Annotated in this window: 14 protein-coding genes; 6 read left to right on the forward strand and 8 right to left on the reverse strand. The window is 68.3% G+C overall.

Going from position 1 to position 14,304, the window contains the following annotated elements; genetic code table 11:
• The first annotated feature begins 37 nt into the window (after positions 1-37).
• Positions 38-1,267 (forward strand): D-mannonate dehydratase ManD, encoded by a 1,230-nt coding sequence (gene manD, locus BLS42_RS18950; protein WP_090583898.1) that lies wholly within the window; start codon positions 38-40, stop codon positions 1,265-1,267.
• A gap of 141 nt (positions 1,268-1,408) precedes the next feature.
• On the opposite strand, the gene BLS42_RS18955 is transcribed toward manD, so the two are convergent.
• Positions 1,409-1,618, reverse strand: coding sequence for a hypothetical protein (locus BLS42_RS18955; RefSeq protein WP_090583899.1), 210 nt, complete (start codon positions 1,616-1,618; stop codon positions 1,409-1,411).
• 374 nt (positions 1,619-1,992) lie between these two features.
• Here BLS42_RS18955 and BLS42_RS18960 point away from each other — a divergent pair, with 374 nt between their 5' ends.
• Positions 1,993-2,775 carry a phosphatase PAP2 family protein gene (locus BLS42_RS18960; protein ID WP_090583900.1) on the forward strand — a complete coding sequence of 261 codons (783 nt, stop codon included), beginning with the start codon at positions 1,993-1,995 and terminating at the stop codon, positions 2,773-2,775.
• A 90-nt stretch (positions 2,776-2,865) separates the two neighbouring features.
• Here BLS42_RS18960 and BLS42_RS18965 read toward each other — a convergent pair whose 3' ends face one another.
• On the reverse strand, positions 2,866-3,420 hold the full coding sequence (locus BLS42_RS18965; RefSeq protein WP_371129619.1) for a TspO/MBR family protein: 555 nt from the start codon (positions 3,418-3,420) through the stop codon (positions 2,866-2,868).
• Between the two features lie 117 nt (positions 3,421-3,537).
• Between BLS42_RS18965 and BLS42_RS18970 the strand changes: the two genes are divergently transcribed.
• Complete coding sequence (locus BLS42_RS18970) at positions 3,538-5,070, forward strand: GH1 family beta-glucosidase (protein WP_090583901.1); 1,533 nt, start codon at positions 3,538-3,540, stop codon at positions 5,068-5,070.
• 36 nt (positions 5,071-5,106) lie between these two features.
• On the opposite strand, the gene BLS42_RS18975 is transcribed toward BLS42_RS18970, so the two are convergent.
• Together BLS42_RS18975 and BLS42_RS18980 are read right to left on the reverse strand one after the other, a co-directional pair.
• Positions 5,107-6,174 carry an App1 family protein gene (locus BLS42_RS18975; RefSeq protein ID WP_176803551.1) on the reverse strand — a complete coding sequence of 356 codons (1,068 nt, stop codon included), beginning with the start codon at positions 6,172-6,174 and terminating at the stop codon, positions 5,107-5,109.
• A 74-nt stretch (positions 6,175-6,248) separates the two neighbouring features.
• On the reverse strand, positions 6,249-7,046 hold the full coding sequence (locus BLS42_RS18980; RefSeq protein ID WP_090583903.1) for a DUF72 domain-containing protein: 798 nt from the start codon (positions 7,044-7,046) through the stop codon (positions 6,249-6,251).
• Between the two features lie 114 nt (positions 7,047-7,160).
• Between BLS42_RS18980 and BLS42_RS18985 the strand changes: the two genes are divergently transcribed.
• The 3 genes from BLS42_RS18985 to BLS42_RS19000 all read left to right on the forward strand — a co-directional run bounded on the left by BLS42_RS18985 (position 7,161) and on the right by BLS42_RS19000 (position 10,781).
• Positions 7,161-9,014: a glycoside hydrolase family 15 protein gene (locus BLS42_RS18985; protein WP_256336582.1), complete on the forward strand. Its 1,854-nt coding sequence runs from the start codon at positions 7,161-7,163 to the stop codon at positions 9,012-9,014.
• Between the two features lie 522 nt (positions 9,015-9,536).
• Positions 9,537-9,854 carry a hypothetical protein gene (locus tag BLS42_RS18995; RefSeq protein ID WP_143019242.1) on the forward strand — a complete coding sequence of 106 codons (318 nt, stop codon included), beginning with the start codon at positions 9,537-9,539 and terminating at the stop codon, positions 9,852-9,854.
• Between the two features lie 165 nt (positions 9,855-10,019).
• Positions 10,020-10,781, forward strand: coding sequence for an SDR family oxidoreductase (locus tag BLS42_RS19000; protein WP_090583906.1), 762 nt, complete (start codon positions 10,020-10,022; stop codon positions 10,779-10,781).
• A gap of 41 nt (positions 10,782-10,822) precedes the next feature.
• On the opposite strand, the gene BLS42_RS19005 is transcribed toward BLS42_RS19000, so the two are convergent.
• The 4 genes from BLS42_RS19005 to BLS42_RS19020 all read right to left on the reverse strand — a co-directional run.
• Entirely contained in the window at positions 10,823-11,257 is a 435-nt protein-coding gene (locus BLS42_RS19005) for a sterol carrier family protein (protein WP_090583907.1), read from the reverse strand.
• Positions 11,258-11,273: 16 nt separating this feature from the next.
• Positions 11,274-12,290, reverse strand: a complete 1,017-nt coding sequence (locus BLS42_RS19010) for an asparaginase (protein WP_090583908.1) — start codon at positions 12,288-12,290, stop codon at positions 11,274-11,276.
• A 36-nt stretch (positions 12,291-12,326) separates the two neighbouring features.
• Positions 12,327-13,916, reverse strand: coding sequence for a molybdopterin-dependent oxidoreductase (locus tag BLS42_RS19015; RefSeq protein ID WP_090583909.1), 1,590 nt, complete (start codon positions 13,914-13,916; stop codon positions 12,327-12,329).
• 123 nt (positions 13,917-14,039) lie between these two features.
• Positions 14,040-14,304, reverse strand: a 265-nt coding sequence (locus BLS42_RS19020; RefSeq protein ID WP_143019243.1) for an IS3 family transposase, incomplete at its 5' end; no start/stop codon positions are given.

Raw genomic sequence — 14,304 nt, forward strand, 5'->3', positions numbered from 1 at the left:
GGCCAAGACACCCCGAAAGACCAGAAAAGGACCTGTTGTGAAAATCATTGCCGCTGAAGTCTTCGTGACCAGCCCCTCCCGGAACTTCGTGACCCTGCGGATCACCACCGAGGACGGCGTGACCGGGATCGGCGACGCGACCCTGAACGGGCGCGAGCTCGCGGTGGCCGCGTATTTGAAGGAGCACGTCGCGCAGCTGCTGATCGGGAAGGACCCGCACCGGATCGAGGACACCTGGCAGTTCCTGTACCGGTCCTCGTACTGGCGCCGCGGCCCGGTCACGATGGCCGCGATCGCCGCGGTGGACATGGCGCTGTGGGACATCAAGGGCAAGCTGGCCGGGATGCCGGTCTACCAGCTCCTCGGCGGGGCGTCCCGGAACGGGCTGCGCGCCTACGGGCACGCCTCCGGCGCGGACCTTCCCTCCCTCTTCGACTCGGTCCGCGAGCACTTGGAGCTGGGGTACAAGTCGATCCGGATCCAGACCGCGGTCCCCGGGATCAAGGCCGTCTACGGGGTCGCGGCGCAGGCGCAGGCCTCGGGGGAGCGGTACGACTACGAACCGGCCGGGCGGGGCGCGTTCCCGCAGGAGGAGGACTGGGACACCCGCGCCTACCTCCGGCACCTGCCGTCGGTGTTCGAGGCGGTGCGGAACGAGTTTGGCCCGGAACTGCCTTTGCTGCACGACGGGCACCACCGGATGACCCCGATCCAGGCCGCGAAGCTGGGCAAGGCGCTGGAGCCCTACGACCTGTTCTGGCTCGAGGACTGCACCCCGGCCGAGAACCAGGAGGCGCTGCGCCTGGTCCGGGCGCACACCACCACCCCGCTGGCCATCGGGGAGATCTTCAACACCGTCTACGACTACCAGAGCCTGATCAAGGAACAGCTGATCGACTACGTGAGGGCCGCGTCCACCCACTTCGGCGGGATCAGCCCGCTGAAGAAGGTGATGGACTTCGCCGCGCAGTACCAGATCAAGTCCGGCTTCCACGGCCCCACCGACATCTCCCCGGTCGGCTTCGCCGCGCAGCTGCACGTGGGCCTGGCGATCCACAACTACGGGATCCAGGAATACATGCAGCACTCGGATGCGACCAACGAGGTCTTCGAGCAGTCCATGACGTTTGTGGACGGCTACCTGCACCCGGGCGAGGCGCCCGGCATCGGCGTCGAATTCAACGAAGAAGCCGCCGCCGCGTTCCCCTACCAGCAGGCCTACCTGCCCTACAACCGCCTCGTCGACGGGACCGTGCATGACTGGTAATCGGCCCCGAGTGGTGATCCGGCCATGATTGGGGGCAGTTCCTGAAACACCAAAAAAAGGTCCCGGGCGGCGAGTCGATGCTCTGCCACCCGGGACCTGGCTCTTTTAAGTCCGGCTCTCAGCGTCCGGTTTTCCGATGTCTCAGTGAATGAGCTCGCGGGTCATGCCGAAGGGGACCTGGTCGGAGAGCGCCGCGGAGTAGTGGCCCGGCTTGTGGCGCGTGAGCAGAATGCCGTGGGTGCCCTTGGTCATGGCGAGCTGCTGCAGCCCGCGGACGGCGTCGTTGAGTCGTTCGTCGAGGACGTGCCGGTTGTCGACTTGGATCTCAATGGACTCGGTAATCGTGGTCATCGCTCTGTCTTTCTTGGAGTACTTCTAGTCGGCCCCAATGGATTCAGGAACACTAACGTCATACTTATTGGGCCGTCAAATCGCCACGCCGTGTCGGCGCGGAGGCTGTCCGGGGCCAAATGCCCGCACGTCGCGGCCCCCGCGGTTGACCTGCAGATCCGTCCCGGCTCGGTTGTCCCCGTGAGTCTGGTCACCCGGCAGCACTGCGGGCAGCCCGGGAGAAGCTCCTGGACGCAAACGACGCGCATGCCGGCGGCTCGCTCACACCCCTGCGCCGGAGGTCCCGGCTGGCCATTTGCCCACCACCGCGCACATAAGGGGGATAATCTTCAGCGGGGACCATCCACAACACGGCACAAAGGCGGCACGGCGACATGGCAGAGGCTCAAACAGGCAAACCGCAGGGTCGGTGGCGGACCTTCCACGACAAGTTCGTCGTGGAGGAGCGGTATATGAGTGCGACGGCGCGCCGGAATCTCTACCGCACTGCCGTCGCCCTGATGATCACGGGCGCCGTGCTGTTCGCGGTAATCCTGACCGGCGTCCTGCAGCACGGTGGCCTGTCGGCGGCGGACGAGCCGACGCGGTCCTGGCTCCTGACCCTGCGCGGGGAACCCACCACCATTATCATGATCATTCTGGCGATTATCTTCGGCCCCATCGGCCTGCCAATCATTGTCCTCATCGTGACAGTGGCCTGGGGCCTGCTCGCCAAGCACGCCTGGCGGCCGATGCTCCTGGCCGGCGCCATGCTGACCGGTGTGATCCTGGCGCAGGTCATTGGCCACATCGTGGAACGCCATCGTCCTCCGTTGGAGTTGATGCTCTTCGGCGCCGACACTACATTCTCCTTTCCGTCCGGTCACGTCCTGGGCGCATGCGACTTCCTGCTGGTCACCACGTTCCTGGTCTTTTCGCGCCGGAAGAACCCCAAGGCCGCCGTCGTGGCCTTCATCGTGGCGGGGATCGGCATGTTCTTCGCAGCCATCAGCCGCCTCTACCTCGGCTACCACTGGCTGACCGATGCCCTGGGCGCCTTCTCCATCTCCCTCGTGATCCTGGGCGGGGTCATTGCGTTGGACACCTGGCGGACGGCCCGGATCCGGGGCGAGCAGATCACCGGCACGCTGTCCACCGCCGACGCCGGCCAGGACTGAGCGACGTCAGCGGCTGCGCGCCCGCTTGAGCTCGGCCCGCAGCCGGGCGTTGGCTGCCTCAAGTTCCATCACCTTGGCCACGCCGGGGGATCAGTTGCTGGCGGCGGCGTAGGCGTTCAGGGTTAGCGAGAACACAATCCAGGAGACGTACGGCAGCATGAGCAGGCCCGCTGCCCGGCTGATGAGGCCGAACCGGACCACGGTGGCGGCAGCGGCCACGGCATGGGCGGCGATGATCAGGAGGGCCAGCCAGAGGGCGGCCGAGCCGAACATGGGGTACATGCCGAAGAACAGGGGCGCCCAGGCGAGGTTCACGAGCAGCAGGACGCCGTAGACGGTCATGGCGCCTCGGCTGCTCCCCGAGGGAAGCCCTGCTCCCCGGCGCCAGACCAGCCACGCCGCCACTGCCATGGTTGTATACAGCACCGTCCAGACCGCTCCGAAGGCCCAGCCCGGCGGAGTCCACGGAGCCTTGTCCGCCGCGGCGTACCAACCGCCGGCGTTCTCGATGATGACCAGCGACGCCACAAAGGACACCCCATGGGAGACCGCGAGGAAGCAGAGAAGAGCCGCTGCCTGCCGGCCGGGGCCGGGCGGCGCCGAGGCCGGCCGGCGGTTGACGCCTTGTTCAGTTTTCAGGTGCACCGATCAACAGTGACCAATGGCGCCGCGCCCGTCAAACTGCGCAGGTCGTGGCGCGTTCCCCGGGGGAAGCCTAAGATCAGTCAACCAACTCCTGAAACTACATAGAGGTCCCCGTCGATGAACACTTCAGCCAAGGATCTGGCTTCCCTTCTTCCTCCCGGCTTCACCCTGGGCGTGGCTACGGCAGCCTTCCAGATCGAGGGTGCACTAGATGAAGACGGCCGCGGCCCGTCCGGATGGGACGTCTTCGCCGCGAAACCCGGTTCGATCGTGGAGGACCACAGCCCGGCCGTCGCCTGCGACCACTACCACCGGATGCCAGAGGACGTGGCACTGATGAAGGACCTGGGGATCGATTCGTACCGGTTTTCGTTGTCCTGGTCCAGGATCCAGCCCGGCGGCAGCGGGCCTTTGAACCACGCCGGACTGGACTTCTATGACCGGCTGATCGACCTGTTGCTCGCCAACGGTATTTCCCCCATGGCCACGCTCTACCACTGGGACACCCCGTTGCCCCTGGAGGAGGCCGGCGGATGGATGAACCGGGATACGGCCTACCGGCTGGGGGACTTCGCCGCCATCGCCGCGGCTGCCTTCGGGGACCGCGTTTCCCGCTGGGTGACTGTCAACGAGCCCGCCACTGTCACCACCAACGGCTACGCCCTGGGCACGCACGCGCCCGGCGAGGCACTCATGCTCAAGGCGCTGCCCAGCGTGCACCACCAGCTGCTGGGCCACGGCCTGGCGCTCCAGGCGCTGCGTGCCGCCAAGGTACAGGGCGAAATCGGCATCACCAACGTGTATTCGCCGATGGTCCCGGCCACCGCCAACCCCCTGGACGCGGTCAGCGCCGGACTCATGGATATGGCGCAGAACCGGCTCTATGCCGATCCCGTGCTGCTCGGCAAGTACCCGGACATCATTCGGGCCGCCACATTCTTTTCATCGTCTTTCAGCCCCTCCAGCGAAGACATGGAGCTGATCTCCCAGCCCCTCGATTTCTATGGCCTGAACTATTACATGCCCACCCGCGTCGGGGCGGGTCCGGGCGAGGGGGCCGTGCCGCCGGGCATGGCCGAGGCCATGGGGGATGACCTCAGCGGGACACCCGGTGCGCCCTTCCACATCGCGCCGTTCCCGGACACCGAGATCACGGCCTACGGCTGGCCGGTCAAGCCCGAATACATGTCCGTCGCCCTGGCCGAGATGGCCGAGCGCTACCCGGATCTGCCCCCGGTCTACATCACCGAGGGCGGGGCCAGTTTCGATGACGTGGTGGTCCAGCGTGTCGGGACGGACCGCCGGATGGTTCCGGACGAACGGCGCCTGCGTTACCTCGCGGACCACATCGGCACGGCCCTGGAAGCGACCCGTCCCGGCGGTGCCGCCGAGGCCGTCGACCTTCGCGGCTACTACGTGTGGTCCTTCATGGATAACTTCGAGTGGTCCGCCGGCTACAAGCAGCCGTTCGGTCTGGTGCACGTCGATTTCGATACCCAGGTCCGCACGCCGAAGGCCTCCTACTACTGGCTCCAGGAGGTACTTGCAGCCCGGAACGCGGCACCCGCGCCGCCCGCCGCCGGACAGCAGGACGGGGCCGGACAGCCCGACGGCGCGGCCGACGTCGGAGAACCCCGTCAGGCGGGCTGACGCCCTAAAGCGGGTTCACCCTAAACCAGGTTCAACCTAGAGCAGATCCAGGTCCTGCAGGCCCTTGGCGAGTCCGGCGCCGTCGGGCGAATAGATCCACGGGACGGATGATTCCGAGTGGTCTCCGGTGTCGGAGTGGCCGCCGGCGAAGACGGCCTCGCTGGCCGAGAGCTGCCGGATGCCGATCGCGGCGACCTGGTCCGCGTGCTCCCGTGCGAAGCCGGAGTAAATCTCCTCATCGTGCTGGCCGTTGTCGCCGAACAGCAGCCAACGCATGTTCGGGAACTCCTGGGCCAGCAGCTCAAGGTTGCGCCGTTTGTGTTCCTGGCCGCTGCGGAACCAGCGGTCGTGGGTCAGTCCCCAGTCCGTGAGCAGCAGGGCGCCCGAGGGATAGAGGTTCCGGGCGATGAAGCGGCCCAGCGTGGGCGCTGCGTTCCACGGCCCGGTGGACAGGTAGATGACCGGCGCCTCCGGGTGCTCCACCTTCAGCCGATCCATCAGGACGGCCATGCCAGGCGTCGCCATCCGGGCCCGTTCATTCAGGACGAAAGTGTTCCACAGCGCCAGGAACGGCCGGGGGAGGGCCGTGACCATGATGGTGTCGTCAATGTCCGAGACAATACCCAGCTTGGTGTCCGGGGAGATCACAAAAATCCTGGCCTCGACAGGTTCCGTTCCCTCGGCCCGCAGCACGGCCGTATGCCAGCCCGGGGTCAACGCCACGTGAACCAGGGTGTCCACCAGGCCGCCGCGGTCCGTATGCACGCGCGTGGTGATGCCGCCGATCTGGATCTCCACCTCGGTGAACTGGACCGGGACACTCGTGAAGGCGCGCCAGCCGCGGATGTTCTGGTTCCCGTTCAGGGCCAGCCGCTCCGCCTTGCTGCCGGGCACGGGCCTGCTGGTGAGGACCACGCGGCCCAGTAGCCTGACCCACTCTGTCGAGCCGTAGCCCTGATAGGCGACGGTCTGCGGGATGAACTTCCAGCGCCGGGCCGTCCTGAGGCGGACCCCATTAACGGTGTCCGACACCCAGTGGGCGAGCCGGAAGGCCCTGTTGCCGGACACGGGCAGCTGCTGCGCTGGTTGCGACGCCAATTCCATGCCTCCACTCTCCCACAGTGCCGGGCCCCGGCAGCGCCGGCGGGGTCCCGGGACGGGGCGCCCGTGACCTCGGATTACCCGGGTGGCGGCCCCTCCAGCATCCGGCGCAGTGCGGTGGCGTTGCGGACGGCGTTGCCGCCGCCGTCGTTGTTGAAATAGGCGAAGACGTCCTTGCCGGCCGCCCGCCATTCACGGATCCGCGCGGCCCACCAGTGCAAATCTTCGTCCGGATACGATCCGCCGTAGAGGACGTCGCGGTCCGGGCCGTGCAGCCGGACGTAGACGAAGGGTGCGGTCGCGCGCAGGACGCATGGGAGCCCGGCGCCGCTCATGATGCAGTAGGCCGCGCCGTGACGTTCCAGCAGGGCGTATACACCGGCGTCGTCCCAGCTCGGATGGCGGAACTCCACGCTGACACGGATCCACCCGGGCAGTGCCGCCAGGAAGTAGTCCAGCCGGGCGTCGTCCCGCGCGAAGTCCGGGGGCAGCTGGACGAGCAGCACGGCCCGCTTGTCGCCGAGTTCGTGCCAGCACCGGGTGATCCGGTCCACCCAGACCTCGGGGGCGTAGAGCTTCTTGGCGTGCGTCAGGCCCCGGGGCGCCTTGACGGACAGGGCGAAACCTTCGGGCAGGCGGCGGCGCCACCCTGCAAAGGAGTCCTCCTTGGGCCAGCGGTAGAAGCTGGCGTTCAATTCCACGGTGTCGAAGCGGGCCGCGTAGTGTGCCAGCCTGTCCCGGGCCGGCAGGCCTGGCGGATACAGGACCCCTTCCCAGTGGTCATAGCTCCAGCCTGACGTGCCGATCCGCACAGTACTTTCGTGGCCAGCACCTTCGTGCCAAGTGCCGTGCCAAGTGCCTGCGTGCTCCGCCATGCCCGGCCCCTTTCTCCCAATGATGGATCCTAGTCCTGCGGGCAGTCCCGTGCGCGTGCCTTCGCGCCGCCTTCCCCGTACCGGGCGGGACGGTGGTGTGGCACTGTAAGTGTCATGGCACGCATCGAGGATTACGCAATGGTCGGGGACCTGCACACCGCGGCCCTGATCAGCACCGAAGGTTCCATCGACTGGCTCTGCCTGCCACGCTTCGACTCACCAGCCTGTTTCAGCGCGCTCCTCGATACGCCCGCGGCCGGCCGGTGGCTGCTGGCGCCGGAAGGCGGCGGCGAATGCACCCGGCGCAGCTACCGCACGGGCACGCTGATCCTGGAAACCGAGTGGGACCTGCCCGAGGGCAAGGTCAGGATCATTGACTTCATGCCACCCCGCGACGAAGTGGCCGATATCGTGCGGATCGTGGTCGGTGTCAGCGGCACGGTGCGGATGCGCGGCGAGCTGGCGCTCCGGTTCGACTACGGCCATATTGTGCCGTGGGTCCGCCACGACGAGCGCGGGATCCACGCCGTCGCCGGGCCCGACGCCGCCTATCTGGTGACCGAGGCGCCCCTGCGCGGCGAGCGGATGCACACCATCAGCGACTTCACGGTCACGGCCGGGGACCGTGTGCCCTTCGTGCTGACGTGGAGCCCCAGCCACCTCCGCCGGCCGCGCGCCGTGAACCCGGAAGCGGTCCTGGCGTCCACCGAGGAGTTCTGGCTTGGCTGGTCGGCGAAGTGCAAGGTCACCGGGCCGCACCGTGACGCGGTCCAGCGCTCGCTGATCACGCTCAAGGCCTTGACCTTCGCCCCCACCGGCGGCATCGTGGCCGCGGTCACGACGTCCCTGCCGGAGGAGATCGGCGGCACCCGGAACTGGGACTATCGCTTCTGCTGGCTGCGCGACGCCACCCTCACCCTGCAGGCGCTGCTGGCCGCGGGCTACACGGAGGAAGCCGGCGCGTGGCGCGATTGGCTGCTCCGCGCCGTCGCCGGGGACCCGGCAGATCTGCAGATCATGTACGGCCTCCACGGCGAACGCCGGCTGCCGGAGCTTGAACTGCCGTGGCTGAAAGGCTATGAAAACTCCGCCCCGGTGCGTACCGGGAACGGCGCGGCCGGCCAGCTGCAGCTCGACGTCTGGGGCGAGGTGCTCGATTGCCTGTCCCTGACCCGGAATTCACTCCTCAAACACACCGACGGCGCCTGGGACGTCCAGGTGGCCCTCATGGAACATCTCGAGACAGCCTGGAGCCGGCCGGATAACGGGCTGTGGGAAATGCGCGGGCCGCAACGCCATTTCACACACTCCAAGGTGATGGCCTGGGTGGCGGCGGACCGCATGGTCAAGGGGGTCCGGGACTTCGGCCTGACCGGCCCGGCGGACCGTTGGGAGGAGCTGCGCGACACCATCCACGCCGAGATCATGGCCAACGGGTTTGACGCCGAACGCAACACGTTCGTGCAGTCCTACGGGCGGCCCGAGTTGGACGCGAGCCTCCTGCTGCTGCCCCGGGTGGGCTTCCTCCCGCCGGATGATCCACGCATCATCGGAACCATCGACGCTGTCCAGCGTGAGTTGACGCATGACGGCTTCCTGCGCCGCTACCTGCCGGCGCAGAGCGACGACGGGCTTCCCGGCGAGGAAGGGGTGTTCCTGGCATGCTCCTTCTGGCTGGTGGAGGCCCTGATCGGGGCGGGCCGGCGCCACGAGGCCGGGGAACTGTTCGAGCGCCTGCTGGCGCTGCGCAACGACGTCGGACTCCTCAGTGAGGAATGGGACGTCGAGGCCGGCCGGCAGCTGGGCAACACGCCGCAGGCCTTTAGCCACTTCGCCCTCGTGATGAGCGCGCTGGAACTGCATGAAGATGGTGTCCGCCGCAGCGACTCCCCGCTGGCCGCGGGCGCGGGCGCTGTGCCTCCCCGGCCCGGCAGATCGCCCCACCCGGGCCCCGCCCCGCGCCGGTAACGCGCGCCCGCAGACCCCCGCCCGTGACTTGTCCCCGTGGCCCCGTCCCGGCCGCCGGCGGACGAACGGCAGGACCTTCAGCACTTTCCCTCCTCCCTTAAGTAAGTACACTTACCAATATCCCGGCGGGGGATACGAGGAACGAGGAGTGTGCAATGGCGGGGTATTTTGAGCTCGTGGACGCGCCCGAAGGCGGCTACCGCATTCGGATGATGGACGGGGCAGGGCAACTGATGGCGGTCTCAGTAACGTTTCCCAACAAGAAAGCGGCCGTTGCCGGCGTCGCCCAGGCAAGGGAGATTGCCGGAACCGGCCTGATCAGGGACCGCAGCGCCGATGGGCGGGCCGCCGTGCCCGGCTCGTCCGCCCGGGTAATCAGGGGGCGGCTTGGCGGTGCCGGGCGCCCAACGTCCGCAACGGGGGGCTCATTGTCAGCGGGAAAGCGGGCACGGGCCCGCCACTGACCTCCCGGGCGGCCGTTGCCCTGCCGAGATTCCCGGGCTGGGCGGTTACAGTATGGCCATGGATCCGCGCGGGAATCGGAGTTCCGGCCGTGCCCGGAAGAATCTGCTCGGCCGAGTGGCAGTGCCGCTCGCTGCTGCGGCCATGCTGCTCGCCGGTCTGGTCTTTCTGGCCCAGCCGGTGCCGCAGGAAAACTTTGGCTGGTTCGCGTACGCCCCGCTGGCCGAGGGGCCCGTCGTACCGCAGGGGCTCATGTTCATGGGCCCCGCGGCTTGGACCGGGGTAACGCTAATCGGCGTCGGGCTGCTGGTGCTGGCATTCTGGTCCGGCTACCGCACGGGCAGGCAGACCCGGGGCCGCGGCGACGACTCCCGATAGGGCGGCCCGGCCCCGAGATGTCCGCCCCGCCGTCGCCCGCCGCCGCCCGCGATGACGGTGGCCCGAGATGACCTTCCGGGGCGGTCGGGCCGCGAAACACTGACGTGATGTGCCTCCTCGGCGGTACGCTGGCCGGGCAGCCGCGTAACCGTCGAGGAGGACCCCATGAGCCAGCACCACACCCCCGGAAGGGTCGCCGTCGTCACCGGAGCCGGTTCCGGCATCGGCCGTGCGGTTGCCCGCCTCATGCTGGCCGAGGGCTACCGGGTGGTCCTGGCGGGGCGGCGAAAAGAGCCGCTCCTCGAGACCGCTGCCGGCCACCGCCAGGCGCTCGCGGTCACGTGCGATGTCACCGTCCCCGCCGACGTCGAGCGGCTCTTCGCCGCGGCGCTGGGGCAGTGGGAACGGGTGGACGTGCTCTTCAACAACGCCGGCGTGTTCGGCCCCGCCGCCTCGGTGGACGAGATCACCATGGAGGACTGGGACGCGACCGTAGCCGTGAACCTCACAGGATCCCTCCTGTGCGCCGCGGCCGCCGTCCGGGCAATGAAGGCCCAGTCGCCCCAGGGCGGAAGGATCATCAACAACGGTTCGGTCGCGGCGCATTCGCCCCGGCCGCGGACGGTGGCCTACACGGTGACCAAGCATGCGATCACGGGTCTGACCAAAAGCATTGACCTGGACGGGCGCGGGTTCGGCATCACCTGCGGACAAATCGACATCGGCAATGCGGCAACGGATCTCATGGACGAGATCGGCGTCGGCTCCGGGGCAGTCCAGGCTGACGGTGGCCTGCGGGCCGAGCCGACATTTGCGGTGCAGGACGCCGCCCGGGCCGTGCTGCTGATGGCCGGGATGCCGGCGACCGCCAACGTGGGGTCCCTCGTGGTCACGGCTGCGGGCATGCCGTTCATCGGGCGCGGCTGAGGCCCCGGACTGGTTGAAGGGGCCCGGTTAGAGGGGCGCCGCTAGAGGGGCAGGAGGGCGGACAGGTCCGCGCGCAGCCCCGAGGCCTCGACACGGCCCGCCGCGACGGCGTCTGCCCAGCTCAACCGCCCGCTGACCATCGCCAGCCAGGTGGCGGCGTCGCACTCGATGACGTTCGGCGGGGTGCCGCGCGTGTGCCGCGGACCCTCCACGCACTGCGTGACGCCGAACGGCGGGACGCGTACCTCCACGGAGTTGCCGGGCGCCCGCGCGGTGACTTCCTCCAGGGAGTAGCGCACCGCCGTCGCGATCGTGGTGCGCGGGACGGCGCCGGTTCCCTCAGCGCTGGTTCCTTCGGCGGTGGCCCCGTCGGGGCCGGATACTTTGGTTCCCGACGCAGGCGCGGTGGCGTCCTGCCATGCGGCGAGCGCCGCGCGGCCCTCGTCCACTGCGATTCGACGGCGCGATACAGCCACTATCCTGCCTCCGGCCCTAGTCCAGCAGTGCCGCGACGGCCCGCCCGAGCCGGATCTTGCCGACCGGGCGGCCTCCGCCCAGGACGGGGTCCACCACCTTGTCCAGGACGCTGGAGACTTCAGGGATTTCGACGGCGCCGGAGGCCGCGAGGAGCGTCAGCCCCACCAGGGTCGTGGCCCGGATGTTGCCGTCGAGCATCTTGATGGCAACCGAGACGCCTTGGCGGGTGGCCATGACCAGCACGCCCTCGGCGCCGATCTTGGCCAGGATGCCGAGTTCGTCCATCACGATCGTGTTGGCCTGCCCGCGCCCCTGGACGGCCCACGGGTAGTCCAGCATGGACGTGGCAATGGTGGCGGCCCGCGCGTTCGAATTCTTGTCGCCCGGAGCCTTGGCCAGCTTTGAGTAGGCCCGGGCCAGGCCGATCAGGGAGACGGCAGCAACCGGCGCGCCGCAGCCGTCGATGCCCAGGTGGGCGATGTGTTCGCCGCAGTACTCCTCGATCACGGAGCGGATGCGCTGCTGCAGCGGGTGGTTGGGTTCGAGGTAGCTGTTCGTGTCCCAGCCGTTCTCGGTGCACGCCCAAAGGAACGCGGCGTGTTTGCCCGAGCAGTTGAACGCCAGCCTGGACTTGCCGCGCTCGGTCTGGACGAGCCAGTTCCGGGCGGTCTCATCCTGGGGCCAGTCGGCCGGGCACTGCAGCTGGTCTTCCTTGGCCCCGGCTGCCTTGAGCATGCCCTCCACCACATCCATGTGGTCCAGTGATCCGACGTGGCTGCCGCACGCGATGGCCACCTGGGCACCCCGCAGCGGCACTCCGGACTGCATCGAGGCGAGGGCCTGCAACGGTTTGAGCGTGGAGCGGGCCAAGATGGGGGCGTTAACATCGCCGAGCTCGATCACCACGGTTCCGTCCGCGGCCAGCACAACGGCCGAGCCGATGTGGCGGGACTCCACGAAGCCGCTGCGTTCGATGACTGCCAGTTCGACGGCGGAATCGACTGTGAAAGTTGCATGCGGGTTCAAAGCCATGCAGCAAGTCTATGGTGCCCGGTGCTGATACCCCGGTTATTCCACGGTCACCATGACCGACTGCCAGCCGGAGGCGCCGTCCGGGACCGGATCCGCCCGCTTGTCCGTCTGGACCTCGCCGGTGCCGTCCGTGGCCCGGACCTTGATGTAGTGCGGGCCGGGCGTGGCATCCCAGTCGAGGGACCACTGCCGCCACGTGATGAGGGACGCCTCGTCGGAGAGCACTGCCTCGGTCCAGGGGCCGCTGTCGATCTGCACCTCGACCTTGGTGATCCCGCGGGTCTGGGCCCAAGCGGTACCGCCGATTGCGACCTTGCCGGCGGGGACTTTGGCGAACGACTTGGGCACTTCCACCCGCGCCATGGTCTTGATCGGGCCGTGGTCGGACCAGCCGCGCTGGGTCCAGTACGCCTTGCTGTCGGCGAACCGGGTCACCTCGAGGTCCACCACCCACTTGGTGGCGGAGACGAAGCCGTAGAGCCCGGGAACCACCATCCGCACGGGGTAGCCGTGTTCGAGCGGGAGAGCCTCGCCGTTCATGCCGATCGCCAGCATCGCGTCGCGGTCGTCCTGGAGGACCTCCAGGGGAGTGGAGGCGCTGAAGCCGTCAACCGAGGTGGACAGCACCATGTCCGCGCCCTGCTTGGGGCGGGCCAGCTTCAGGACGTCGCGGATGGGCATGCCCAGCCATTTGGCGTTGCCGGCCAGGTTGCCGCCGACAGGGTTGGACACGCAGGTCAGGGACACATGGGATTCGATGAGCTGGGCGTCGAGCAGGTCCTGGAAGGTGAGCCGGACCTCCTGTTCCACCAGGCCGTGGATGCGCAGTTCCCAGTCCTGGGCGTTGATCTCCGGCACACTCAGGGCCGTGTCGATCCGGTAGAAGTCCTTGTTAGGGGTCAGCCATGGCGTGACGCCCGGCGCCTTGGACTGGACACCGGCGGGGACCGCAGCGGCGGCCCGGGCGGGTGCGGGCAGCTTCAGCGATTCGCGGGCCGCGGCCACGTTGCTGCGGGCGGCGCTCAGCACGCGCCCGCCGGTGGCGGCAACGGCCGAGGCGGCCGCGGTGATGCCGGCGGCGGCGAAGAACGCGCGCCGCGTGGTCGCCGGGCGGTCGGGTTCCTTCGCGGCGACGTCGGCCGCACTCTCCGGCCATTCCCGCATCCGCCACAGCCGGGTGATCAGGAGCCGCAGCACCACCAGACCCGCCACGGTGCCGATCAGGGAAGGAATGGCGTCGACCGGTTTGACGCTGGCCCGGGTCACCACGCTGCCGACGATCACGGCGCCCATCAGCACCACGCCGGCCGCACCTAGGGCCCACTTCCGGTAGGCCACGATGCCGAGCACGCACGCCAGGAGCAGGATCGTGACCGCCATGCCGGCGAACAGCGCGGCCTTGTCGTTGGTGCCGAACGTGGCAATCGCAAAGTCCTTCATCCACGGCGGCGTGAAGTCGATGAACGTCGAGCCCAGCGCAATCAGGGGCGTCGCCCGCGCAGTGAAGAACGCCCCGACCAGTTCCGCGACGGACAGGACGACGGCGGCGGCGGCCACTCCGGCCACCGCGGCCAGGGCTGTGGCGCCGCGGGACCGCTTGCTGGGCTTCATACTGGGCTTGTTCATACAGGCCATTCGTAGCCGCCCCGCCGGCGGATTGTCCCGCGCCGGCTCGGGTCTCCGACACGTGGGCATGCCCTCCGCCGGAACTGAACTGGTCCCCGAAAGTTGGACTGGCCAAATAAGATCCTAGGCCGCGAGGGCCTGGGCCCGGTATTGCACCGGGCTCAGGCCCTTGAGCTTTGTTGAGATTCTTTCGGTGTTGTACCAGCGGATGTATTCGTGCAGTGCCGCTGCCAGTGCGTCGGTGCTGAGGAACCGGACATGGTGGAAGAGCTCTTCCTTGAGGTGGCCGAAGAAGTTCTCCATCACCGCGTTGTCGTAGCAGTTGCCCTTGAGGGACATCGATTGAACCGCGCCGGCGCCCTCCAGAAGAACGCGCCAGGAGACGTGC

The organism is Arthrobacter sp. ov407 (assembly GCF_900102895.1).
GTDB lineage: Bacteria > Actinomycetota > Actinomycetes > Actinomycetales > Micrococcaceae > Arthrobacter.